The following is a 24,105-nucleotide window of genomic DNA, read 5'->3' as shown; positions in this document are numbered from 1 at the left end:
ATGTGATAGATCCAGATAAACCATGTTTTCTCCATTAATACCAAGCTTCATGTTCATACATACGTCGAAGATTTCACGAGTCGCGATATCACGAGGTACCAAGTTACCGTAAGCAGGGTATTTTTCTTCAAGGAAATACCAAGGTTTTCCGTCTTTATATGTCCAGATACGTCCACCTTCACCACGAGCGGATTCACTCATTAGACGAAGTTTGTCATCTCCAGGGATTGCTGTCGGGTGAATTTGAATGAACTCACCGTTGGCATAATTAACACCTTGTTGATAGACGATCGATGCTGCTGAACCTGTATTGATCATCGAGTTAGTGGATTTACCGAATATGATTCCAGGGCCCCCGCTTGCCATGATGACTGCATCGCCAGGGAATGATTTGATTTCCATTGTAGTCAAGTTCTGAGCTACGATACCGCGTGCTGTTTCTTCATCATCGATAACAGCTCCAAGGAATTCCCAGCCTTCATATTTCGTAACAAGTCCTTCCACTTCATAACGGCGAACCTGCTCGTCCAATGCGTAAAGCAATTGTTGACCAGTCGTTGCACCCGCGAATGCTGTACGGCTATGTTGTGTACCGCCGAAACGACGGAAATCAAGAAGACCTTCCGGAGTACGGTTGAACATAACGCCCATACGGTCAAACATATGGATGATCGATGGTGCCGCTTCACACATCGCTTTAACCGGGGGTTGGTTAGCCAAGAAGTCCCCGCCATAAACTGTATCATCAAAGTGAATGAATGGAGAATCCCCTTCACCTTTTGTATTTACTGCCCCATTGATTCCGCCTTGGGCACAAACTGAGTGAGAGCGTTTAACAGGCACTAAAGAAAATAAATCAACCTGTTGTCCAAGCTCTGCTGCTTTGATCGTCGCCATTAAGCCGGCTAGACCTCCACCTACGATAATGATTTTACCTTTACCCAATTCTGTCACTCCCTTATTTCCATTAGCAAAGCTATGTTTTTTATCCGGATACTATAAATGAACTCTAACTTCTTAAACGAAAGCGAAAACTGCGCTAACGCCGATATAAGAAAGCAGAACGAAAATGATCAAAGTTACGTACGTCATGATTTTTTGTGATTTAGGTGAAACTGTCAGACCCCAGCTCACTGCAAATGACCATAATCCATTCGCAAAGTGGAAAATTGCAGAAATAATACCTACAATATAGAACACGATCATGAATGGGTTAGAGAAAATCTCTGCCATCATGTCAAAATCAACCTCAGCACCCATGGCTGCTTGAACTCTAGTCTCCCAAATATGCCAAACAAGGAAAATCAGCGTTATGATTCCAGTCAGGCGTTGCAACATGAACATCCAGTTACGGAAGAAACTAAATCTCCCCAAGTTGTTTTTTGCTGTAAAGGCAATATAAATTCCGTACACAGCATGGAAAATGATCGGTAGATAGATGACGACCCACTCTACCAAAAGCTTTACGGGCGTATATTCAATTAAATGAACGGCCCCATTAAATGTCTCTTCCCCTTTTGTTGCCATAAAGTTTACCGATAAATGAAAAATTAGGAATAGACCAATCGGAATAACTCCAAGAAGTGAATGAAGTCTACGATTCCCAAACTCGCGATTTTTTGCCACTAAGTGCCCCCCCTTAATTTGTGAAAAATCATGCAAAGATAATCTGGTGGCTACCTTTTATCTCCGCGTGAAAATAAAGTATAGAGTGCAAAAAGCTCTCCTATACTTTCTTACAATTATGTGACATGTCCATTTTACTCCTGACTTCTATGTGCGTCAAGAAAACGGATACAACAAATCTCTTTTTTAAAATAGATATTATTGGCTAAAAATGCATGTTTTTTTATTTGTCAAGGCTATATTACGAGAAATAATGTATGAATCCATTAATATTTCGGTATAATTTATCATTTTTTTCCATTTGCCTTTTAAATAAATAAAAAAACAATATAATTTGCAAAAGAAAAACGTTTATAATAGATTTACAGAAAGAGGCGATAAACTATGAAAAAAAATATTGCTGCAGCGATAGAGGAAGAAATTCAAACTGAAGAGTTCCAAGTTCCGGCTTTCGGATATGAATTAATCAGGGAAGTACTTCTGAACGATATACTCGGAAAAGACTCGAATCAGATCCTCTATTGGGCAGGTAAACAGTTAGCAAGAAAATTCCCACTGAATGGCGATCAAGAGGTTATTGAATTTTTCCAAAGCGCCGGTTGGGGAGATTTGGAAATCATCAAGTATACGAAAAACGAGATGGAGTTATCCTTGTCGGGTGAAATAATCAGCCGCCGCCTGGATTTACATCCTGACTGTCACTTCCAGCTTGAAGCCGGCTTTCTTGCCGAGCAGTTCACACTGCAAAAAAAATTCCTCAGCGAATCAACGGAAGAAGTTAAACGCCGCGCAAAAAAAGTGACATTCACCATTCAATGGGATCCCAGAGATCCAATCTAACGAGCCCATAAAACAGACTTACCCTTTTTACCGGAAGTCTGTTTTTTACTGGACTCCATACAATCAGGCTAGCACATTTGCATGCTGACCAAGTTTAAATGCTTCATGCAGGGATTCTACCGCCTTCACCATCTCCAGCTCATTGACGACAGTCGAAACTTTAATTTCCGATGTGCTGACCATTTTCACTTGGATGCCTGTATTGGCCATCACTTCAAACATCTCGGCAGCCACTCCAGGATTGGATACCATACCCGATCCAACGATTGACACCTTGGCCAGTCCGCCCTCCGTTTCAACCCTGTCAAAGGCCAACTGCTCTTTATTATTTTCCAACACGATCAAAGCCGCTTTTTTATCTTCACTTTTTATGGAGAATGATAAGTTGGTCGTATCCTCTGCAGTCATGCTTTGAATGATGATGTCAACATTGATCTGGTTTTTCGCAAGCGTCATGAAAATGGTTGATAATGCACCAAGTGATTGGGGCAAGCCATAAACCGTCACCCTAGTGATGCTATCTTCGAATGCGATGCCGCGCACGATTAAGTTTTCTTCCATAGTTGCTTCCTCCTCAATGATCGTTCCTGATTCCCTCTCCATGCTTGAACGGACTTCAAGCGGGATTTGATAATTTTTCGCATATTCGACAGCCCTTGGATGGAGCACGCCCGCCCCTAAATTGGCAAGCTCGAGCATCTCATCATAAGAGATGGATTGCAGTTTGCGCGCTTCTTTAATGTAGCGCGGATCCGTTGTGAAAACACCCGTAACATCCGTGTAAATGTCACATCTATCCGCATTGAGCGCTGCAGCGATGGCAACTGCGGTCGTATCGGAACCGCCACGCCCCAATGTAGTGATTTCCCCATTAACATCGTTTCCCTGAAAACCGGCCACGACGACGATCTGCCTTTCTTGCAGTCTAGCTTGGATTCTCGAAGCATCAATATCCAATATCCGGGCATTCCCATGTACGGATTCCGTCTGCATCCCTGCCTGCCAGCCAGTATACGAGATCGCTTCATGCCCCTTCTCAAGCAAGGCCATCGTCAGCAGGGAAATCGTAACCTGTTCCCCCGTCGTCAATAGCATATCCATTTCCCTCTTGCTGGGGGCGCTGGATATATCATGGGCCATGGAAACCAATTGATCGGTCGTTTTACCCATTGCTGAAACAACGACGACTACCTCATTGCCCTTCTCCGCTTCCTCGATTACCCGATTGGCAACATTTTTAAGTTTTTCAACGCTGCCGACGGATGTCCCGCCGAATTTTTGTACGATTAATGCCATCCTCATGCACCCTCTCTTTTTAGGCAATAAAAAAAGCAATGAGAAATATCTCATTGCTGTGATCACATATCCAATCCTGTAAGCACAGTGAGATAGCTCTCCAGGGCATACACCCTGACAATCCGCCATTTATTAAATGTCAGACCAGAAAAACAAGCTATGAGACTTGTCTTCCTTCGGCGTCCTCCCCTTTCAAAACCCATCATGGAAACTCATACTTCTCCAGGTTTTTACTCTTGAATTCCGCACCTCTATCAGCACTTTTAAGTTGTCTAGTTAAAAATTCCTTTTAATCATAGCATAGAGATTTGTGGGGGGCAAGATTATTCTTGCAATTTTCTCACGATTCCCTCAGCTACCCCTTTTGGCATGCCCGCTCCGATAATTTCCTCGACCGAGGCCTCTTTAATTTTCTTCAATGAACCGAAATGTCTCAATAATTGCTTTCTTCGTTTTTCGCCGACTCCCGGAATATCATCCAGCTGGGAGTGCACGGCATTTTTGCCTCGCAGCTGGCGGTGAAACGTAATCGCAAACCGATGCACTTCATCCTGTATTCTTTGCAATAAGTAGAATTCCTGACTCCGGGAATCAAGCGGTACAAGCTCAAGAGGATTGCCGATCATCAATTGAGATGTTCTATGCTTCTCATCTTTAATCAGGCCAGAAAGCGGGATATCCAGGCCCAGTTCATTTTCCAAAATATCGCGGACGGCCTCCACATGTCCCTTACCGCCATCGATGATGATTAAATCCGGAAGCGGAAGACCCTCTTTCAATACCCGTGAATACCTTCTTCGGACGACTTCGCGCATCGATCCATAATCATCAGGCCCCTGGACGGTTTTGATCTTATATTTGCGGTATTCCCTTTTCTCGGGTTTGCCATCAATGAACACGACCAAAGCGGAAACAGGATCGCTTCCTTGGATGTTGGAGTTATCGAAGGCCTCAATTCGATGCGGGGTATAGATCCCCAATTGCACTCCAAGGTTTTCCACCGCATTGATCGTTCTTTCTTCATCACGCTCAATCAATGAAAACTTTTCCTGAAGCGCAATGGAGGCATTTTTATTGGCCAATTTCAACATATCCTTTTTCGAACCCCGCTTTGGATGAATCGTCTTCACGCCAAGCAGGCCTTCAGCCAGTTCAGCATCCACCGACTCGGGAAGCAGGATTTCCTTCGGTTTAAAATGGTTCGTAATCTCGTAAAACTGACCCAGGAATGTGAGCAGTTCCTGTTCCGGTTCATCATAGACGGGAAATAGGGATACGTCCCTTTCTATCAATTTACCTTGTCTTACAAAGAATACTTGAACGCACATCCAACCTTTATCATGGGCAAATCCGAATACATCCCTGTCGATGAAATCGGTCGACATCATTTTCTGCTTTTCCATCGTGATATCGATATGGGCAATTTTGTCACGAAACTCCTTCGCCCTCTCAAAATCCAGCTCTTCGGATGCCTCCAGCATTTTTTCGGTCAGTTCTTTCTTAATCTCGGTATGCCCGCCATTCAAGAAACGGTTGATATCATCGACCATTTTTTTATATTCCTGTTCCTCCACATCATATACGCATGGAGCCAGACATTGACCAAGGTGATAATAAAGGCAAACCCGATCCGGCAGCGTATTGCACTTTCGAAGAGGATAGATGCGGTCGAGCAGTTTTTTCGTTTCGTTAGCCGCAAAAGCATTAGGGTATGGACCGAAGTATTTCCCTTTGTCTTTTTTGACCTTTCGCGTAATGATCAGGCGGGGATGCCGCTCAGCGGTCAGCTTGATGAAGGGATATGTTTTATCATCCTTAAGCATGACATTATATTTTGGATCATGTTTTTTGATTAGATTCAGCTCTAAAATGAGAGCCTCGATATTGGAAGATGTGACGATGTATTCAAAATCCTCAATCTCATTTACGAGCCGAAATGTCTTTCCATCATGGGATCCCGTGAAATAGGAACGGACACGGTTCTTCAACACTTTCGCCTTGCCTACATAAATGATCGTTCCCTGACGATCTTTCATCAAATAACAACCAGGCTGATCGGGAAGAAGGGCAAGTTTATTCTTTATTTGCTGGTTCATGCTTTCAGCCTCCTGTTCTCCCATTTTACAATTATTATATATCAAGATAGCGAAAAAAGCTTCAAGTCCGGAGACCTGAAGCTTTTTTTAGCTGACCCGTTTATTAAGCGTGTTTTGCAATAAGCTCAGCAAGAGCTTCTTTAGGTTGGAAGCCAACCACTTTATCCACCACTTCACCGTCTTTAAGGACGATCAGTGTCGGAATGCTCATTACACCGAATTTTCCAGCTGTTTCTTGGTTTTCATCTACATCCACTTTTACGATTTTCGCTGAATCGCCAATTTCCGTATCAAGCTCTTGAAGAACAGGAGCGATCATTTTACAAGGTCCGCACCATGGAGCCCAGAAATCTACAAGAACGACACCTTCGCTAGTATCCGTTGTGAACGTTTGGTCAGTTGCATTTACAATAGCCATATATATTTCCTCCTCAAATTTACTCAAATAACTAAAGACAGTATACCATTGTTGCTAGAATCGATGCTAACATTTTGCTTCAGTGGTAGGATGTCCAAATAAAGAGGGAATATGCACCCATAATTCGCAGCCTATATCAATAAAATAAGGGACAAGACATATAATGTCCCATCCCTTATTCGAAGCCGTTTACGCTTTTAAGCATTCACTTTAAGTTTTTTGAATTCTTCCGTCAGTAATGGAATGACCTCGAAAAGATCGCCGACAATTCCATAGTCAGCTACATTGAAGATGTTCGCTTCAGGATCTTTATTGATGGCTACGATCACTTTGGAGTTGGACATACCAGCTAAATGCTGAATCGCTCCAGAGATTCCGCAGGCAATATATAGGTCAGGTGTAACGACCTTACCCGTTTGGCCGATTTGCAAAGAATAGTCACAATAATCCGCGTCACATGCACCACGGGAAGCCCCTACCGCTCCGCCAAGAACTTGTGCCAGTTCCTTTAAAGGTTCAAAGCCGTCTTCGCTTTTCACTCCGCGGCCGCCAGCGATGATTACCTTGGCTTCTGAAAGATCGACGCCTTCACTTGCCTTTCTGACAACATCTTTTATGATGGTGCGTAAATCCTTAATATCCACGCTCAATGCAGCTACATCACCGGAGCGGGACTCATCTTTCGCCAATGGCTCAATATTGTTCGGACGGATCGTTGCGAATATCACTCCATCTGTAACAATTTTCTTTTCAAAAGCTTTACCAGAATAAATCGGACGGGTGAAAACGATATTTCCGCCTTCTTCTTCGATGGATGTTACGTCAGAAATCAAACCTGATTCAAGCTTTCCAGCCAATTTAGGGGCAAGGTCTTTTCCAAGTGCCGTATGGCCGAAGAAGATGCCTTCGGGCTTTTCCTGCTCGATGACGGCGAGCAAGGCTTGCGCATAGCCATCTGAAGTGTATTGCTTCAATTGATCGTTTTCGATGGCGACAACCCGGTCTGCACCGAATTGGATCAATTCATTCCCCAAATCTTGAACACTGTCACCAACTAAAACACCTACGATTTCTCCGCCATCTGCAGCAAGTTTAGCCGCACCGATCGCTTCAAATGATACATTTCTTAGTGAACCGTCGCGAACTTCGCCCAATACAAGAAACTTTCTAGCCATTTATAAAAACCTCCTGTGCTCTATTTTATCCATTTGTTGTGTGTAGTTTGTTTTAAAAAGGAACCGTTTCTATTAAATTACTTTAGCTTCGCTGCGTAATAATTGCACAAGTTCGCTAACTTGGTCACCGATCTCGCCGCTCAAGACTTTTCCTGCTTCTTTTTTGGCTGGAAGGTAGATTTCGATCGTTTTTGTTTTCGCTTCAACATCTTCCTCTTCCAGGTCCAAATCATCCAATTCCAATTCTTCAAGCGGTTTTTTCTTCGCTTTCATGATCCCTGGCAAAGAAGGATAACGCGGCTCATTTAAGCCTTGCTGAGCGGTGACCAACAACGGAAGAGATGCTTCGATCGTTTCGGAATCCCCTTCAACATCACGGATAACGCTTACATTTCCATCTGCAATATCCAATTTAGTGATCGTTGTGATATAAGGGATTTCTAAGATTTCGGCAACGCGTGGACCGACTTGACCTGAACCGCCATCGATGGCCACATTCCCTGCAATGATTAAATCGGCCTCTTTGTCTTTTAAGTATTCGCCTATGATTTTGGCAGTCGTGAATTGGTCGCCATTTTCTATATCATCTTCGATATTGATCAATACCGCTTTATCTGCACCCATTGCAAGAGCTGTACGCAATTGCTTCTCAGCCTCTTCGCTTCCGACGGAGATGACCGTTACTTCGCCGCCTTGTGCATCACGCACTTGGATGGCTTCTTCAACAGCATACTCATCATACGGATTAATGATGAATTCTGCTCCATCCTCATTAATTTTCCCATTGGATAATGTAATTTTTTCTTCTGTATCGAATGTTCTTTTCAGCAGCACATAAATGTTCACGGTAATACCTCCCGAATGATTTGAGTTTTGAAGATTATGAATTTTTTTGATATATTAATACTATTCTTCAGGTTCCGGCAAAATCCTGCATAATATTTAAAAATAGTTTTTTGGTACCTACAAAACTATTATTTCCCTTTGAATACAGCTTCCCTTTTTTCGATGAAGGCCTGAATTCCTTCTTTTGCATCAGCCGTCTCAAAAGCTTTGCCAAAGAGGGCCGCTTCCCTATCCACACCTTTATAGTAGGAATCATGCTTGGAATAATTCAATAACTCGATGGCCGCCTTTAAAGCAACCGGGCTTTTCTTGGCGATTTTTTTTGCCAGCTCATTTGCCTTTGGAAGCAGTTCTTCGTCACTGAAGGCATGATTCGCCAGACCCCATTCCACGGCTTGAGTACCTGTAATCGGTTCGCTTGTAAAGAGCATTTCAGCTGCTTTTGCCGTGCCTACATAACGAGGAAGGCGCTGTGTGCCGGCAAAACCAGGGATTAAACCCAACTGCAGCTCAGGCAAACCTAGCTTTGCCCTTTCGGTTACCAAACGAATGTGGCAGGACATTGCCAGTTCCAATCCTCCGCCAAGTGCTGCACCATGGATGGCGGCAATGACCGGTTTCGGGAAGGATTCGATTTTTTCGAATACAGCTTGACCTTTCTTGGTCAAGGATATGAAAGCTTCACCATTTTTCACTTCAGTAAACTCTTTAATGTCAGCTCCCGCCGAGAAAAATCTTCCTTCGCCATGAAGTAGGACAACTCGCACCTCTTCGTTTTGCCCGATTTGATCGAAGGCCTCTGACAGCTCCCCGATGATGGCCGAGGAAAGTGCGTTTGCAGGTGCATGTTCAATCGTTATGGATGCCACATGATTTTCGATAGAAAGCTTAAGGTATTGCATATCCATCCCTCCTGTCATGTTAGTCGAACTTTTTTGAACATTCAATATGTATCTCTTCCCTTAATAAAACGGAAAGCCATTAACCGATTCTTTTAGAGGATGGTTAGCCATCCTCCATTCAAACCGTTAACTTCTAAGGCCGCATCCTCCGAGCAGGAGGCGATGAACGTCTGGTGCAAGGTCCGAAAGAGAATACTTTTGCTCATTCATGACCCATGTCGTCACCGTTTCGTCTATCGTTCCGAATATCATCTGCCTTGCAAGTAAATTATTTAAATCGGGCAGGAATTCGCCTTTCTCTTTTCCTTCAATGATGATCTGATCGATTAAATTTAAATACCCTCTCAACACATCATTGATTCTTAGGCGCAATTCTTTATTCGACTGCCTTAATTCCAACTGGGTGACAATTGCTAAATTCACGTCTTCTGAAAGGATTTGAAAATGTTTCTGGATAAGCACATGCATCTTTTCCGACGCTGTGGATTTTCCTTTGAGCTCTTCTTCGATTTGTTCCACAAAATAGCCCATCTTTTCATGAAATAATGATATTAAAATATCTTCTTTATTTTTGAAATAAAGATATATGGTGCCATCCGCTACGCCTGCCTGCTTGGCGATTTTGGATACTTGAGCTTGATAATAGCCGTTTTGGGCAATGACGATGACGGCTGCGTCAATAATTTGATTATACTTTGGTCTGTTGCGTTTCACTGGCTGTCCCCTTTCAGAAAATGAATGAATCATCATTCATATTTCTATCATAAAATGACGACCCTTGCCTGTCAAGCAAAAACTTCAAAGAGTACTGCCACTCCATTATCTCCATTGTACAGCCTCGATCTGGAGGTTGTCCAGCTTCTCTCCAAAAATCGGAGCCATGCCACTGCTCCGTTTAGACGATGCTGCTTTACGCTTCTTTTCTTTCGTCGGATAGCTTCTTCTTTTCTTCCTCGATCAGGACTCTTCTCAAGATCTTTCCTATTGTCGTTTTGGGCAGTTCTTCCCTGAATTCATAGCTGCGCGGCACCTTATAGGAAGCCAGGCTCTTTCTGGCAAACTCATTCAATTCTGCTTCAGTCGCACTGGCATTTTTTTTCAGGACAACATAAGCTTTGACGGTTTCACCGCGATATGGATCAGGTATTCCTGCCACTACAACCTCTTGAATCGCCTCATGCTCATATAGGACCTCTTCCACCTCACGCGGGTATATATTGAATCCCCCTGCAATGATGGTATCTTTTTTCCGCTCGACCACATAAAAGAACCCCTGTTCATCCATGTATCCCAAATCGCCTGTAAGCAGCCAGCCATTTTTAAAAGTGCTTTCCGTTTCTTCCGGTCGATTCCAGTATCCCTGCATCACTTGAGGTCCTTTTATGGCTATTTCCCCAATTTCATTCGGCGCAAGCTCTTCACCCGTTTCCAGGGACAAGATCACCGAGTCCGTATCTGGCCATGGCAATCCAATGCTGCCTTTTACCCTGGGCTGATCCCAAATGAAATTAGCATGGGTCACCGGAGAAGTTTCCGAAAGTCCATAGCCTTCAACGAGCTTTCCGCCCGTTATTTTTTCGAATTGCTCTTGAACCTCCAAGGGCAATGCTGCAGAACCGCTTATACAGGCATTGATGGAAGACAGGTCATACTTGCCGATATCCGGATGGTTCAGTAGACCGATATACATCGTTGGCGCACCGGGAAACATCGTCGGTTTCTGTTTTTGGATGGTTTTCAGCGTCGCTTCGATATCGAACTTCGGCATGATGATCATCGTATTCCCTTCCATGACGGAAAGAACCAATACCGTCGTCATCCCATACACGTGGAAGAATGGTAAAATGGCCAGGACCCTTTCTTCCCCGCGCCTATTTTTATAAAGCCACGCATTGCACATCTTCGTATTCGCCAATAAGTTCTTATGAGTAAGCATGACCCCTTTCGGAAAGCCCGTTGTCCCTCCCGTATATTGCAAAAGGGCAAGGTCTTCATTCACATCGATCGGCTCGAGCACTTCCTCGGGGATTTCCCGTTTCATGATTTCGGTGAACAAATGATGATTGCCTGCATGCTCCACTTTGACGACGATTCCATATTGCTTTTTTTGGATGAATGGATAAATGAGATTTTTCGGAAAAGGTAAATATTCCTTGATAGCGGTTACAATGATATGTTCGATATTCGTTCTAGAAGCGATTGCCGTGACACGGGGAAATAAAATATCCATCACTAAAATCATTTTCGCCCCGGAATCTTTCATTTGATACTCAAGTTCACGTTCCGTATACGTTGGATTCGTTTGAACGACTACTCCGCCGGCCATCAATATCCCAAAAAAGCTGATGACACCTTGAGGGCAGTTAGGTAGCATGACGGCGACCCGTTCTCCCTTTTGAAGGCCGATGCTTTTTAAATAGGCTGCAAACTTTAAAGCCGACTCATAAACTTCGCGGTACGATAATTCCTTTCCCTGGAAATGAATGGATGCTTTACCGGGGAATTCTTCGGCTGACTCTTTCAAAAATGAATAAAGAGGCTTATCTTCGTACGATAGTACGGCTGGTATCTGTTCCGGATAAAGAGCTTGCCATGGCTTATGGCTCATGTACACCCCTCCTTCTGAATATTCACAATACTCATTCTCATTATAATACAACCGGGATTTTCTTACAATTGCTGAAATCAGGAAATATAAGCATAAAGGCTGATGGCAGAATCTTAGTTGCATTCAATAAGCCACAAAACTTAGAAACCACCCCAAACTGAGGGCAATCAGGATTCCACATTCGTTTTCAATATAAGTGTATGAAACGGAAGGCGCGACACTCCTGCGGGAATTGCGCGCCTACGTAAGACACCGCAGGCTGAAAGCCGAGGAGACTCAAGGACCGCCTCTGGATAAGGGATCACCTGCAGTGCAATGGAACGGTCCAAGTACAGACCTCCAAAATTGTGGCCATTTAAGTGCTAAGCTTGAAATTCCTCATTCTATTTGACTGCAAAATAAAAAGCGACGCATATGGCCGCTTCTTTCAAGTGAAGAATAACATATAAACGATTCCAAGCAGAAAAAAGATTCCGCAACAAACAATCAGGATTTTTGCAAGTTTCTCCACAGTTTTCTCCCTCTCATGATGGACATCAAGAAATTCCGGCACCGATGACTAAAGATAAAGCGATGGAAATGATCATCGATAGGAATCCAACTGCCCGGTTATCTTTTTGTATTTCTTCATCTATTTTAAAGCCAGGTGTCATAAATTCAAAAATGAAATAACCGATCAGCAAAAGGACAAATCCGTACACACCCCAGCCAATCATGGTAAGGAGCGAGTTCTGATGGAGGATGGACTGCTGGAATACATAGGCGATCCCAAATATTTTGCCGCCTGTTGCCAACGCCACGGATAGGTTTCCCTGTTTGATTTCCTCCCAGTTCTTGTACTTTGTGACAAGTTCAAAAATGGCTAAAAAAACAATCATGCACAAAATTACGACACTGTAACGAGCAGCTATATATACATATTCATTTTCCCACATATTCTCCATGGTCCAACTCCCAAAATGGTAACTGGCCAACCGGCTAGGCAGAGAGCCGGCATGACCACCCTTTATTTAAATTCCACCACCGTAATGCCCGTTCCGCCTTCTCCAGCTTCGCCGAACCGGATCCTTTTGACAGCGCGATGATTTTTCAAGTATTCCTGAACTCCGGACCGGAGAGCCCCCGTCCCTTTACCATGAATGATCGAGACACTTGAATATCCGGCCAATAGCGCATCATCCACATACTTTTCGACTCTTGAGATGGCATTTTCAAAGCGTTCCCCACGTAAATCAAGTTCCACGCTAACGTGGTAATCCCGCCCTTTTATCGTGGTGAGGGGCTTGGTTTCCTTCACTTTTGTAGCCTTGATGAATTCCAGGTCGGACTCCTTCACCTTCATTTTCATGATGCCGATCTGAACTTGCCACTCATTACCGGAAACCTTTTCGATCAGATGACCCTTTTGGCCGAAGCTTACAACCTTAACTTCATCTCCCGGTTTCAGACTTTTCTCCAAAGGCCTTGCCACTTTATTCGATGTTTTCTTCAGTTTAGGCGTTGCTTCTTCAAGTCGTTTTTTCGCGTCGATCAGTTCGTGCTCTTTCACATCGGCATTTTTTTCAAGCCGCAATTTACGTAAATCCGCGATGATCGCTTCGGCTTCTTTTTTTGCCTGTTCAACGATTGCAGCCGCCTCTTTTGTTGCCTTTTCGGCAAGCGCATCGCGTTCTTCTTCATATTCACCCATTTGCTTTTGCAAATCTTTATGAAGGATTTCCGCCTGTTCCAGGTGGTTCTTGGCTTCCAGCTCCTCCTCTTCCGCCTTCTTGCGGCTATCTTCAAGAGAAGCTATCATATTTTCAACTTTATTCGTATCCTCGCCGATATGACTGCGGGCATTGCTTATCACGCTTTCATCCAAGCCTAGACGCTTGGAAATTTCAAAAGCATTACTTCGTCCCGGTACACCGATCAAGAGTTTATAAGTGGGGCTTAACGTTTCCACATCGAATTCAACGCTTGCATTGATGACCCCTTCCCGATCATATCCGTATGCTTTTAATTCCGGATAATGTGTCGTTGCCATCACACGTGCTCCGCGCTTATATACCTCATCCAAAATCGATATCGCTAAAGCGGCTCCCTCCTGAGGGTCGGTTCCCGCACCAAGCTCATCGAATAAGACAAGGCTGTCGTAATCGACTTTTTTTAGGATGTCGACGATATTGACCATATGGGACGAGAACGTACTAAGGCTTTGTTCGATCGACTGTTCATCGCCAATATCGGCATAAACGGAGGAAAACACAGCCGTTTCAGAGCCATCGAGCGCAGGGATTTGCAGTCCTGATTGGGCCATTAACGTACAAAGGCCAATCGTTTTCAAGGTTACCGTTTTTCCCCCTGTATTCGGGCCGGTAATGACGATCGTCGTGAAATCATCACCAAGGAAAATGTCGTTGGCGACGACGGCATCACTTGGAATGAGCGGATGCTTCGCCTTGAATAATTTCACGCGTCCTTCATTATTAAGATTCGGCTTCGACCCCTTTATCGCTTTGGCATATTTCGCCTTGGCAACCAGGAAGTCGATATGTGCCAGCACCTTGACATTATGAAGCAATTCAGGCGTGTACCCACCGACTTTCTCCGATAATTCCACCAATATCCGTTCGATTTCCTGCATTTCATTCACTCTTGTTTCCTGAAGGACATTATTCAATTGCACGATTGCTTGCGGCTCAATGAACAAGGTCTGCCCAGATGATGATTGATCATGGATGATCCCGCCATACACACTGCGGTATTCCTGTTTAACCGGGATGACAAAACGGTCATTCCGGATCGTGATGATGGCATCCGATAACATTTTTGTTGCGTTCGAGGAACGAATCATGCTTTCCAGCTTCTCACGGACACGACTTTCGTTCGTGCGGATCTGGTTTCTTAAGGTGCGGAGCTTATCGCTCGCAGAATCCATCACTTCGCCATGTTCACTGATTGCAAACGTAATTTCCTGCTGCAGATCAATCAACGGGTGAAGCGAATCGATATATTCGGCTAAAAGCGGGACATCTATTTCCTGCTCGGCCAATTCTTCGAAGAAACGAGTCAGGATCCTGCCGGCACGAATCGTACTGGCGAGCTCCATCAGTTCCATCGGTGAAAGCATACCGCCAATCTGGGCCCTTTTGGCATGTGGCCGGATATCAAAAATCCCGCCCAATGGCAAGTTGCCTTTCAACCGGACGATTTTGGCAGACTCATCCGTTTCGTCCTGCCACCTCGTCACCTCTTCAAAGTCGGTTGAAGGCATCAGTTGCTCAGCCTTCTCTTTTCCTATTGAAGAAGAAGCGTGAGAGATTAATTGTTCTTTGATTTTATGAAATTCCAATGTCTTTAAAGCTTTATTATGCATGGAGTTAAAGCTCCTCCTTATTTATGGGCAAAATAGTTAATCATTTCTCTTCAAAAACGCTAATAATCCATCCGGATCCTTTGCATTCAGGACCGTAGATTCTTTGACCCAGCCTTTTTTGGCCGATGAAACTCCTACTGGCATATGCTCCAGCATATCGATGCTGTGTGCATCGGTATTGATTACGATCGTAACGCCAGCTTCCTGTGCCTTGCGCAGGTGGGGAGGCGCCAAATCCAGGCGGTTCGGATTCGCATTCAGCTCCAAGGCAGTATTCGTATCACGTGCCAGCTCGATCAGCATATCCATATCGACATCATATCCGGTCCGTTTCCCGATGATCCTTCCCGTTGGATGGGCGATGATATCGACATGTGGATTGTTAAGGGCCGTTTTCAAGCGCTCCATGATCGTTTCTCGCGGCTGTGAAAAACTGGAATGGATCGATGCGATTACCAAATCCAGCTCCGCAAGCAGGTCATCGTCATAATCAAGCGTCCCATCAGGGAGAATATCCATTTCAATCCCTGAAAGCACGGTAAAATCATCGTATTTTTCATTTAACTCTTGAATGATCTTTTTTTGTTCGCGGACCCGTTCTACGGTCAGTCCGTTCGCCACTTTCAAATATTGCGAATGATCGGTTATGGCCATATATCGATAGCCTTTTGCACGGCACGCTTCAATCATTTCTTCTATCGTATAAGCCCCATCACTCCAAGTGGTATGCATATGGAGATCACCTTGTATGGCCTCTAAAGAAATGAGCGATTCACTTGAATCATATTGCTCCACTTCGGTTCCGTCTTCACGCAATTCCGGTGGGATGTATGGCAAATCAAAGTGATGATAAAATTGTTCTTCTGTTTCGAACGTCAGGATCTCTCCAGTTTCCGCCACTTCCACACCATATTCGCTGATTTTTTCGCCTCGTTCTTTAGCAAGCTGGCGCATCCTCACATTATGATCCTTCGAACCTGTAAAATGATGCAGTGTCGTGATGAATTCCTTATCCTTCACGATCCTGAAATCGACAGAAATATCATATTCATAATCAAGCACGACCGATACTTTTGTATCACCTGCCGCTATCACATGCTTGATCCCTGATATAGCAAGAAGCTGATTCTTCACTTCTTCGGGATGATCTGTCGATATGATGAAATCGAGGTCCTTGATCGTTTCCCTCATGCGGCGGATGCTGCCAGCCCTCGATGACCGAATGATATGCTCCATGTTGGCTAGAGCCGTTTCAATATCAGCTGCAATTGGCCTCATGAAGGCAAGCGGAAGCCGATCAGGCCTTGAACCTGCTTCGGCAATCGCTGCCAGGATCTTTTCCTCCGTTTTTTTTCCGAAGCCGGCCAGGGCCGCAACCCTGCCTTCTTCACAGGCGGTTTTTAGATCATTCACATCATTGACATGCAGCTCTTTATGAAGTTTGGCAATTTTCTTCCCGCCCAACCCTTGAAGTTGAAGCAGTGGTATCAATCCTTTTGGCACCTGCTCCTGAAGTTCTTCAAGCACGGTCGATTTCCCCTCATTGATATACTCCTCGATGACCGATGCCGTACCTTTCCCGATGCCATTTAAAGCCGTGAAGTCCTCGATGGCCGCAAGACTCCGGTCATCCGTTTCCAACGCTCCTGCCGCCTTGCGGAAAGCCGAAACCTTGAAGGGATTCTCACCTTTCAATTCCATGTATATTGCGATTTTTTCCAATAGTTTAATGATATCTTTTTTGTTGATCGTCAATTTATTTCACCGCCGAAAAATTAGTAGGGTATCCGTTGTTTTCTTTCTTAAAGATACCTTTCTTGAAGGTAAAGTACAAGCAGGCCGCTCCTTGCCATGATTCCGGGCAAGATCACGCTATTACAGAAAAGGGGCCTCCCCCATTCAAAATCCAGGACTTTGAGAAAGGGAGGCAGGCCCTCGGTAACTGTCATTATGATTGATCTGGTTTTTGGAACCAAAGTTCTTTCACTTGTTCGGAAAGGAACGGTGTATGTTTCACGATCGATTCTGCCAGAAAAGATCCCGCTAATGGCTTCTGGATCGAATCCATTGGCAGCATGGCAGCTATATATAATATAATAAACATGATAAGATAGATTTCGATAAAGCCCAATATCCCGCCACCCCAGCGATTCAGCTGTTTCAATATCGGTAGGTGGGTAATGAAATTGAGCATCGAGCCAAGCATTTGCCAAAGGATCTTGGCCGCAAAGAAAATGATGGCAAAGGCAATCGCATTGTAATAAGCCGTTTCGAGCCCGACTGTTTCAAAAAACATATTAAGCGCCGAGGAATCACTCATCGTCGGAAACGGGATCCACAATTTCAGATTGGGAGCAAGATCTCCATAAAACACATATGCGACGATAAAGGCCACTATGAACCCTGTCATATGAACAGTCTGTAAAATGAAGCCACGCTTTAAACCGATTAATAAACCGATTAAAAGAATGGCCAGAATTGCTAAATCAAGCATGTACTCAGTCCTTCTCTCTCTTTAATTCCAGTTGAAGCTGGTCTAGTTCATCTTTTAACTTAATATATTCGTGGATGGTATTTACGGCCGTTAGTACCGCTAGCTTGCTTGTATCCAAGTATGGGTTTTTCATACTGATTTCTCTCATTTTTTCGTCAACCATCGAAGCGACCAGGCGCATATGGCTTGCGCTTTCTGTTCCGACGATTGTATATGGTTGTCCGTATATATCAACTGTTGTTTTATTTCGTTTATCGTCTGACAAAATGATGCCCCCAATCTAAACAATCCTAATTCTATCATATCATGAAGTTTTTCGTCATGAAAGAGAGTACCACGTCATTTCTTGTATAAAAACTGCAATAATTTGTCAAATGAAAACGAACTAAGAAACAGCTTGCCTAAATAATAATATGAAGTTAGGAGTTTACCGATTATGTCCCATGTTGTTTTACTCATCAATCCCGCCCAAATAAAAGCGATGCAAGTTCATTATACTTCAACCTTAGCCACCAAACAGCCGCCAGGGAGCATCTTTTCCGCCAAGCCGCCGCTATGCACGGTGACCGCCTATAAATCCGGTAAGGTCCTTTTTCAAGGCAAGAATGCCGAACTGGAAGCCGGTAAATGGCAGCAGGCCGCTACAGCCGCCACGCCAAAGAAAAAAACGGCATCAACCTCTTCGGTCAATGTCCACCGGTATTCACCGCCTGCCAATATCGGAACGATGTCCGTGATAGGTTCCGATGAAGTTGGGACAGGAGACTATTTCGGCCCGATTACGGTCGTAGCCGTTTATGCGAAAAAGGAGCAGCTTCCCCTATTGAGGGAGCTTGGTGTTCAGGATTCGAAAAATCTGAAAGATCCTCAGATCATCCAAATTGCCAAACAGATCAAGAATGTCGTGCCATTCAGCCTGCTTACTTGCGATAACCCCAAATATAATACGCTTCAGGCTCAGGGGATGTCACAAGGAAAAATGAAGGCCCTCCTCCATAACCAAGCGATCAAGCTTCTCATGCAAAAAATTCAGCCGGAGCAAGCGGAAGCTGTCCTTATCGACCAATTCGCCCAACCTGATGTATTTTTTAATTATTTGAAGGGCCAAGAACGGTTTCAGGCAAACGCCACTTATTTATGCACAAAAGCGGAAGGCATCCACCTTGGCGTAGCCGCCGCATCCATCCTGGCACGATACGCCTTCGTCAAACGCTTTGATTTGCTAAGTGAAAAAGTCGGATTCAAAATCCCGAAAGGAGCCGGATTTGCCGTGGACGAAGCCGCCGCACGATTAATTCATGAAAAAGGAATGGACTCATTGCACGAATTCACGAAAACCCACTTCGCCAATACCGAAAAAGCAAAGCGGTTATACCAACAAAAATACCATAAATAAAGGCGAAGCGGCCGTTCTTCCGGGAACAGCCGCTTTTTTTTGCAGTTTACCCGCCAGTTTGGGCACATTACTCGGGAGTTCATAAAAAGACAGCTTCCCGCGTTTCAGGGAGCTGTCTTTTTGTTTTATCCTCTTAGTTCTGCGCCGGCTTTTTCTTTTACGGCTTCTAGTACTTTTTCATGTGCTTTTGTAATGTCTTCGTCGGTCAGTGTACGTTCCGGATCGAAGTATTTCAGTGAGTAGGCAATGGATTTTTTGCCTTGCTCCATTCTTTCACCCTCGTATAAGTCGAAGATGGTTACTTCCTTGAGTAGCTTGCCTCCGGCTTCTTCAATAATGTTTTGAATGTCTCCGGCTTTTGTCGCTTGATCGACAACGAGCGCAATATCGCGTGTCGTGGATGGGTAGCGCGGAATGGTTTCGTAGGCAATTGGCGCCACTTCGGCTTCTGCCAATGCCTTTAAGGAAAGTTCGAAAATATATGTTTCTTTTATATCCAAGTCTTTTTGGACAGTTGGGTGCACTTGGCCGATAAAGCCGATCACATCACCATTCAACAGGACTTCCGCTGTCCGACCTGGATGCATGTCATTGATTTGTGCTTGGCGGTAACTGATTTGATCCGTTAACCCAAGTGTATCGAATAATGCTTCGATCACGCCTTTGGCTACAAAGAAGTCGACCGGTTTCTTTTCGCCTTGCCATGGATGTGCTTCCCATAGGCCTGTGATGGCTCCGGCGATATGTTCTTTTTCATCTGGTAGCTCGTGGTCATCCCGTTTAAAGAATACTGATCCGATTTCATATAGAGCTAGTGAATCAAGTTGGCGGGCATTGTTATATTTTACGACTTCCAGCAATTGAGGCACGATGCTTAGGCGCAGCTGGCTTCTTTCTTCGCTTATCGGCATGGCTAGTCGAATCGATTCTCTTGCTTCCAATGCGAATTGCGCTGCTTTTTCCTCGCTTGTCAGTGAATATGTCACCGCTTGATAAAGGCCTGCTCCTTCAAGTGTACGGCGTGCCTTCCGCCGTTTCATTTGATAGTCCGTCAAATGGCCAGGGGTGGCAGAACCGATCGGCAGTGTAGTCGGAATGTTATCATAGCCATATAAACGTGCTGCTTCTTCGACCAAGTCAGCTTCAATCGTAATGTCCCCACGGCGTGTCGGTACAGTGATCGTGAACGTTTCATTGTCAAGTTCCACGCCGAATTGCAGGCGCTTGAAGATGGATTCCACTTCGGTTACGGTCATGTCTGTTCCAAGAAGCTTGTTGATTTTTTCAAGGGTGATGCTGATGACTGCAGGTTCCATTGTCAATTCGTCCACTTCTGCCGTTCCTTGCAGGACTGTTCCGCCAGCATATTGGGCAATCAATTGTGCCGCACGTTCCCCAGCTTCACGTACACGGGCCGGATCGACGCCTTTTTCAAAACGTGCACTCGCTTCACTGCGCAAGCCATGGTCTTTTGAAGCTTTACGAACGACCGTACCTGCGAAATAGGCACTTTCAAGGATGATGTTCGTCGTATCGTTTTTCACCTCAGAATCGGCTCCGCCCATCACACCAGCTATCGCAACAGGCTCGCTGCCGTTTGTGATCACTAAATGATTCGGTGTCAATGTGCGTTCTGCTTCATCCAGCGTTACGATTTTTTCAGCATCCTTCGCCCTGCGGATGACGATTTCTTTTGAACCGAGTCGGTCATAATCAAAGGCATGCAGCGGCTGGCCGTATTCAAGTAAGATGTAATTCGTGATATCGACGACATTATTATGCGGACGGATACCTGCCGACATTAGTCGTGTTTGCATCCAAAGCGGTGAAGGACCAATTTTTACATCTTTGATGATTTTAGCGATGTATACCGGGTTATCTTCTTTCGCTTCCACTTTGACACTGATGTAATCCGTCGCTTTTTCAGCTGCTTCTTCTTTCTCGATGACCGGCCATTTCACTTCCCGGCCGAGGATAGCCCCCACTTCGTAGGCTACACCGAGCATGCTCAAAGCATCCGAACGGTTTGGAGTCAGCCCGAGTTCCAGCACTTCATCACTTAAACCAAGCTCCTCCAATGCATCTTTCCCCACTTCCACATCATTGGGGAAGACGAAGATGCCTGTAGCATAATCCTTGGAAACGAGCTTGGATTCAAACCCCAATTCTTGGAGGGAGCAAATCATCCCGTGCGATTCTTCTCCGCGCAGCTTCGCTTTCTTGATTTTGAAATTACCTGGAAGGACTGCGCCAACAGTGGCGACTGCGACTTTTTGGCCTTTATCGACATTCGGTGCCCCACAGATGATCTGAACGGGATGTTCTGCCCCGATATCAACTTGGCACTTATTCAATTTATCGGCATTTGGATGCTGTTCACGTTCAATGACGTGGCCGATGACGACGCCTTTTAGCCCTTCACTTTTCTTTTCCACCCCTTCAACCTCAATGCCGCTTTTCGTGATTTTGTCAGCTAGCTCCGCCGGATTGATGCCTGAAAGGTCAACATAATCTTGTAACCATTTATATGAGACAAACATGGTAGGTCCTCCTTTATAAAAATAAAATTTATGCTTCGTGATGGTTGAATTGCTTTAAGAATCGAACATCATTCGTATAGAAATGGCGAATATCGTCCACACCGTACTTCAGCATCGCGATCCGTTCCACGCCCATTCCAAATGCGAACCCAGAGTATTTTTTGGAATCGAACCCAGCCATTTCAAGGACGTTCGGATGAACGATCCCGGCACCAAGCACTTCGATCCAGCCTGTTTTTTTACATACGCTGCACCCTTTACCACCGCAGATTTTACAGGAAATATCCACTTCGACGGATGGCTCCGTGAATGGGAAGAAACTTGGACGAAGACGGATTTCACGATCTTGCCCGAATACCTTTTTGGCAAATACGTCAAGCGTTCCTTTTAGATCGCTCATGCTGATGTTCTCATCGATGACCAAGCCCTCGATTTGCTGGAATTGATGGGAGTGTGTCGCATCATCGTTATCGCGGCGATATACTTTCCCCGGGCAAATGATTTTAACAGGGCCTTGACCTTTATGTTTTTTCATCGTCCTTGCTTGAACAGGTGAAGTGTGCGTCCGCATCAGGATTTCCTCCGTGATGTAGAAGGAGTCCTGCATATCACGTGCCGGATGGCTTTTTGGCAGGTTAAGTGCCTCGAAGTTGTAGTAATCGCTTTCTACTTCCGGACCTTCTGCAACGGTGTATCCCATTCCGATGAATAAATCTTCAATTTCTTCCACAACACGTGTTAACGGATGATGGTTCCCCTTGTTTACGGGACGTCCTGGCAATGTCACGTCAATCGTTTCCGTTGCTAGCTTAGCATTGACAGCTGCCGTTTCAAGAGCCTTTTGTTTTTCCTCGATTTTTGAAGCGATCGCCTCACGGACGTCATTGGCAAGCGCCCCGATTTTCGGGCGTTCCTCTGCTGATAGCTTCCCCATGCCACGCAATACCTCAGTGATCGGGCCTTTTTTCCCTAAATAAGCAACCCGGACTTCATTCAGTTCCTTAAGTTCGGAAGCGGCGGTTAATTTTTGCAACGCTTCTTCCTGCAGTTCTAGTAATCGTTCCTGCATCATGTTTTCCTCCTTTATTTTCCTTTTGTAAAAATGAACACAAAAAAACCCCAATCCCTAAAGGGACGAGGTTTATGTATCGCGGTACCACCCTTATTAGTGCAAAGACAAATAAACTCCTGCACTCACTTCATGAAAATAACGGCTTTTCACCGGAACATTTTTCGGACGATGTGTCTTCCCAATGCCAACTCGAAAGGTGAATTCACTTAAGCAGCGCCATAAAAATGCTTTCAGTCGAGGCATTTTTTCCCTGGATATGGATATCTTAAGTTACTACTCTTTGTCATCGTTGTTTGCATTATAAAATTCTGTTTCATTATATTATAATTCGGCGGCCGTTTCAAATTCATTTTCGCAAATGATACATTAAAATCCCGGCTGCGATCCCTACATTAAGCGATTCGCTTTTTCCATAAATGGGAATATAGAGATTTTGAGTCGTTTTTGCCAATAATTCTTTCGAAACACCTTGGCCTTCATTACCGACAAGCAGGGCGAATCGGGTTGTTTTTTCGACTTCTTCAAATGGTGAAGCGCCTTCCAAAGCCGTGCCATAAACCGGCGTCCCCTTCTGTTTCAGCTCTTCGATGACCTCGGATAGGTTTGCTTTGATGACAGGCATACGGAATAGACTTCCCTGTGTCGAACGGACCACCTTCGGGTTATATAAATCTGCGCATCCTTCGCCAACGATGACTGCATCCATACCAGCTGCATCCGCTGTCCTGATCATCGTACCTATATTCCCCGGATCCTGAACAGCATCAATCAATAATAGTTTATCCAGATTGATGGACTCCATGCTCATTACTTTCTGTTCACACACCGCAGCAATTCCCTGCGGGGCCTCGGTGTCGCATATCGCTTTCATAATATCATGTTTCACATAAATGACTTCCGTGCCTTCCAATTTAAAATGGGCGGGCATTTCCGTTTCTTCATTTACGATGACTTCCATGACGATTTCTTCTTTTAAGGCTTCTTCAACAAGGTGGAATCCCTCGACTAAATATTTGCCTGTCTTATCGCGCTCTTTTTTCGTCAATAGCTTCTTCCATTGCTTGACTTGCGGGTTTTTTACGGATTCGATATATTTCAAGGGTAAAACGCTCCTTTAACTTCACACTGATTTTCCTATTATAACGCAAATCGCATACATATTGCATGCTCGTTTGTGAAATGCTATTAATGTCAGTCATTATGTGTTAGAGGAGGAATAATTGTGAATTTAAACCTACGTAATGCGATCATCCAAAATGTATCTGGAAATTCGCAGGAGCAGCTGGAAGATACGATTGTCGATGCGATACAAAACGGCGAGGAAAAAATGCTGCCTGGCTTGGGAGTATTGTTCGAGGTCATCTGGCAAAATTCATCTGATCAAGAAAAACAGGAAATGATTAATGCCCTTGAATCAGGATTAAAAAAATAACAG

Annotated in this window: 22 protein-coding genes, 1 riboswitch and 1 other annotated feature; of the genes, 3 read left to right on the top strand and 19 right to left on the bottom strand. The window is 44.6% G+C overall.

Annotation, left to right across the window (positions count from 1 at the left end):
- Positions 1 to 945: FAD-binding protein (locus tag CVN76_RS21255; RefSeq protein ID WP_157805740.1), on the bottom strand; the 945-nt coding region annotated here is incomplete at its 3' end.
- Positions 946 to 1,017: 72 nt separating this feature from the next.
- Positions 1,018 to 1,626, bottom strand: coding sequence for a succinate dehydrogenase cytochrome b558 subunit (locus CVN76_RS21250; protein ID WP_061142167.1), 609 nt, complete (start codon positions 1,624 to 1,626; stop codon positions 1,018 to 1,020).
- A gap of 384 nt (positions 1,627 to 2,010) precedes the next feature.
- On the opposite strand from CVN76_RS21250, the gene CVN76_RS21245 reads away from it, so the two are divergent.
- Complete coding sequence (locus CVN76_RS21245) at positions 2,011 to 2,466, top strand: YslB family protein (RefSeq protein WP_061142168.1); 456 nt, start codon at positions 2,011 to 2,013, stop codon at positions 2,464 to 2,466.
- Between the two features lie 63 nt (positions 2,467 to 2,529).
- Here CVN76_RS21245 and CVN76_RS21240 read toward each other — a convergent pair whose 3' ends face one another.
- The 14 genes from CVN76_RS21240 to zapA all read right to left on the bottom strand — a co-directional run bounded on the left by CVN76_RS21240 (position 2,530) and on the right by zapA (position 17,927).
- Entirely contained in the window at positions 2,530 to 3,762 is a 1,233-nt protein-coding gene (locus tag CVN76_RS21240) for an aspartate kinase (protein WP_100532958.1), read from the bottom strand.
- Positions 3,763 to 3,847: 85 nt separating this feature from the next.
- Positions 3,848 to 4,024, bottom strand: a riboswitch (Lysine riboswitch).
- Positions 4,025 to 4,085: 61 nt separating this feature from the next.
- The gene (uvrC, locus tag CVN76_RS21235) at positions 4,086 to 5,858 is read right to left on the bottom strand and encodes an excinuclease ABC subunit UvrC (protein ID WP_232732403.1); all 1,773 of its coding nucleotides are present in this window, start codon (positions 5,856 to 5,858) and stop codon (positions 4,086 to 4,088) included.
- 103 nt (positions 5,859 to 5,961) lie between these two features.
- A complete protein-coding gene (gene trxA / locus CVN76_RS21230) occupies positions 5,962 to 6,276 on the bottom strand; it encodes a thioredoxin (protein ID WP_057911504.1) in 315 nt (104 codons plus the stop codon).
- A 197-nt stretch (positions 6,277 to 6,473) separates the two neighbouring features.
- Positions 6,474 to 7,451, bottom strand: a complete 978-nt coding sequence (locus tag CVN76_RS21225; protein WP_100532956.1) for an electron transfer flavoprotein subunit alpha/FixB family protein — start codon at positions 7,449 to 7,451, stop codon at positions 6,474 to 6,476.
- Between the two features lie 72 nt (positions 7,452 to 7,523).
- Positions 7,524 to 8,297: an electron transfer flavoprotein subunit beta/FixA family protein gene (locus tag CVN76_RS21220; protein ID WP_100532955.1), complete on the bottom strand. Its 774-nt coding sequence runs from the start codon at positions 8,295 to 8,297 to the stop codon at positions 7,524 to 7,526.
- Positions 8,298 to 8,425: 128 nt separating this feature from the next.
- Complete coding sequence (locus tag CVN76_RS21215) at positions 8,426 to 9,199, bottom strand: enoyl-CoA hydratase (RefSeq protein WP_100532954.1); 774 nt, start codon at positions 9,197 to 9,199, stop codon at positions 8,426 to 8,428.
- Between the two features lie 126 nt (positions 9,200 to 9,325).
- On the bottom strand, positions 9,326 to 9,913 hold the full coding sequence (locus tag CVN76_RS21210) for a TetR/AcrR family transcriptional regulator (protein WP_061142174.1): 588 nt from the start codon (positions 9,911 to 9,913) through the stop codon (positions 9,326 to 9,328).
- Positions 9,914 to 10,109: 196 nt separating this feature from the next.
- On the bottom strand, positions 10,110 to 11,807 hold the full coding sequence (locus CVN76_RS21205) for an AMP-binding protein (RefSeq protein ID WP_100532953.1): 1,698 nt from the start codon (positions 11,805 to 11,807) through the stop codon (positions 10,110 to 10,112).
- Positions 11,808 to 11,974: 167 nt separating this feature from the next.
- Positions 11,975 to 12,136 (bottom strand): hypothetical protein, encoded by a 162-nt coding sequence (locus CVN76_RS31165; RefSeq protein ID WP_157805739.1) that lies wholly within the window; start codon positions 12,134 to 12,136, stop codon positions 11,975 to 11,977.
- A gap of 207 nt (positions 12,137 to 12,343) precedes the next feature.
- Positions 12,344 to 12,751, bottom strand: coding sequence for a DUF350 domain-containing protein (locus CVN76_RS21200; protein WP_061142176.1), 408 nt, complete (start codon positions 12,749 to 12,751; stop codon positions 12,344 to 12,346).
- Between the two features lie 62 nt (positions 12,752 to 12,813).
- The gene (locus tag CVN76_RS21195; protein WP_100532952.1) at positions 12,814 to 15,168 is read right to left on the bottom strand and encodes an endonuclease MutS2; all 2,355 of its coding nucleotides are present in this window, start codon (positions 15,166 to 15,168) and stop codon (positions 12,814 to 12,816) included.
- A 36-nt stretch (positions 15,169 to 15,204) separates the two neighbouring features.
- Positions 15,205 to 16,923, bottom strand: coding sequence for a DNA polymerase/3'-5' exonuclease PolX (gene polX, locus CVN76_RS21190; protein ID WP_100532951.1), 1,719 nt, complete (start codon positions 16,921 to 16,923; stop codon positions 15,205 to 15,207).
- Between the two features lie 193 nt (positions 16,924 to 17,116).
- On the bottom strand, positions 17,117 to 17,662 hold the full coding sequence (locus CVN76_RS21185) for a CvpA family protein (protein WP_100532950.1): 546 nt from the start codon (positions 17,660 to 17,662) through the stop codon (positions 17,117 to 17,119).
- Between the two features lie 4 nt (positions 17,663 to 17,666).
- Positions 17,667 to 17,927: a cell division protein ZapA gene (gene zapA / locus CVN76_RS21180; protein WP_057911494.1), complete on the bottom strand. Its 261-nt coding sequence runs from the start codon at positions 17,925 to 17,927 to the stop codon at positions 17,667 to 17,669.
- Between the two features lie 171 nt (positions 17,928 to 18,098).
- On the opposite strand from zapA, the gene rnhC reads away from it, so the two are divergent.
- Positions 18,099 to 19,058 (top strand): ribonuclease HIII, encoded by a 960-nt coding sequence (rnhC, locus tag CVN76_RS21175; RefSeq protein WP_100532949.1) that lies wholly within the window; start codon positions 18,099 to 18,101, stop codon positions 19,056 to 19,058.
- A gap of 125 nt (positions 19,059 to 19,183) precedes the next feature.
- Here rnhC and pheT read toward each other — a convergent pair whose 3' ends face one another.
- The 3 genes from pheT to CVN76_RS21160 all read right to left on the bottom strand — a co-directional run bounded on the left by pheT (position 19,184) and on the right by CVN76_RS21160 (position 23,769).
- Entirely contained in the window at positions 19,184 to 21,598 is a 2,415-nt protein-coding gene (pheT, locus tag CVN76_RS21170) for a phenylalanine--tRNA ligase subunit beta (protein WP_100532948.1), read from the bottom strand.
- Positions 21,599 to 21,626: 28 nt separating this feature from the next.
- Positions 21,627 to 22,667 (bottom strand): phenylalanine--tRNA ligase subunit alpha, encoded by a 1,041-nt coding sequence (gene pheS / locus CVN76_RS21165; protein ID WP_100532947.1) that lies wholly within the window; start codon positions 22,665 to 22,667, stop codon positions 21,627 to 21,629.
- Between the two features lie 58 nt (positions 22,668 to 22,725).
- Positions 22,726 to 22,966 (bottom strand) — a binding site (T-box leader).
- Between the two features lie 50 nt (positions 22,967 to 23,016).
- Positions 23,017 to 23,769 carry a TrmH family RNA methyltransferase gene (locus CVN76_RS21160; RefSeq protein ID WP_100532946.1) on the bottom strand — a complete coding sequence of 251 codons (753 nt, stop codon included), beginning with the start codon at positions 23,767 to 23,769 and terminating at the stop codon, positions 23,017 to 23,019.
- Between the two features lie 123 nt (positions 23,770 to 23,892).
- On the opposite strand from CVN76_RS21160, the gene sspI reads away from it, so the two are divergent.
- The gene (gene sspI / locus CVN76_RS21155) at positions 23,893 to 24,102 is read left to right on the top strand and encodes a small acid-soluble spore protein SspI (protein ID WP_061142185.1); all 210 of its coding nucleotides are present in this window, start codon (positions 23,893 to 23,895) and stop codon (positions 24,100 to 24,102) included.
- The last annotated feature ends 3 nt before the right edge of the window (positions 24,103 to 24,105 follow it).

Source organism: Bacillus sp. mrc49, assembly GCF_002803435.1.
This window is presented reverse-complemented; position numbering and strand designations above follow the sequence as displayed.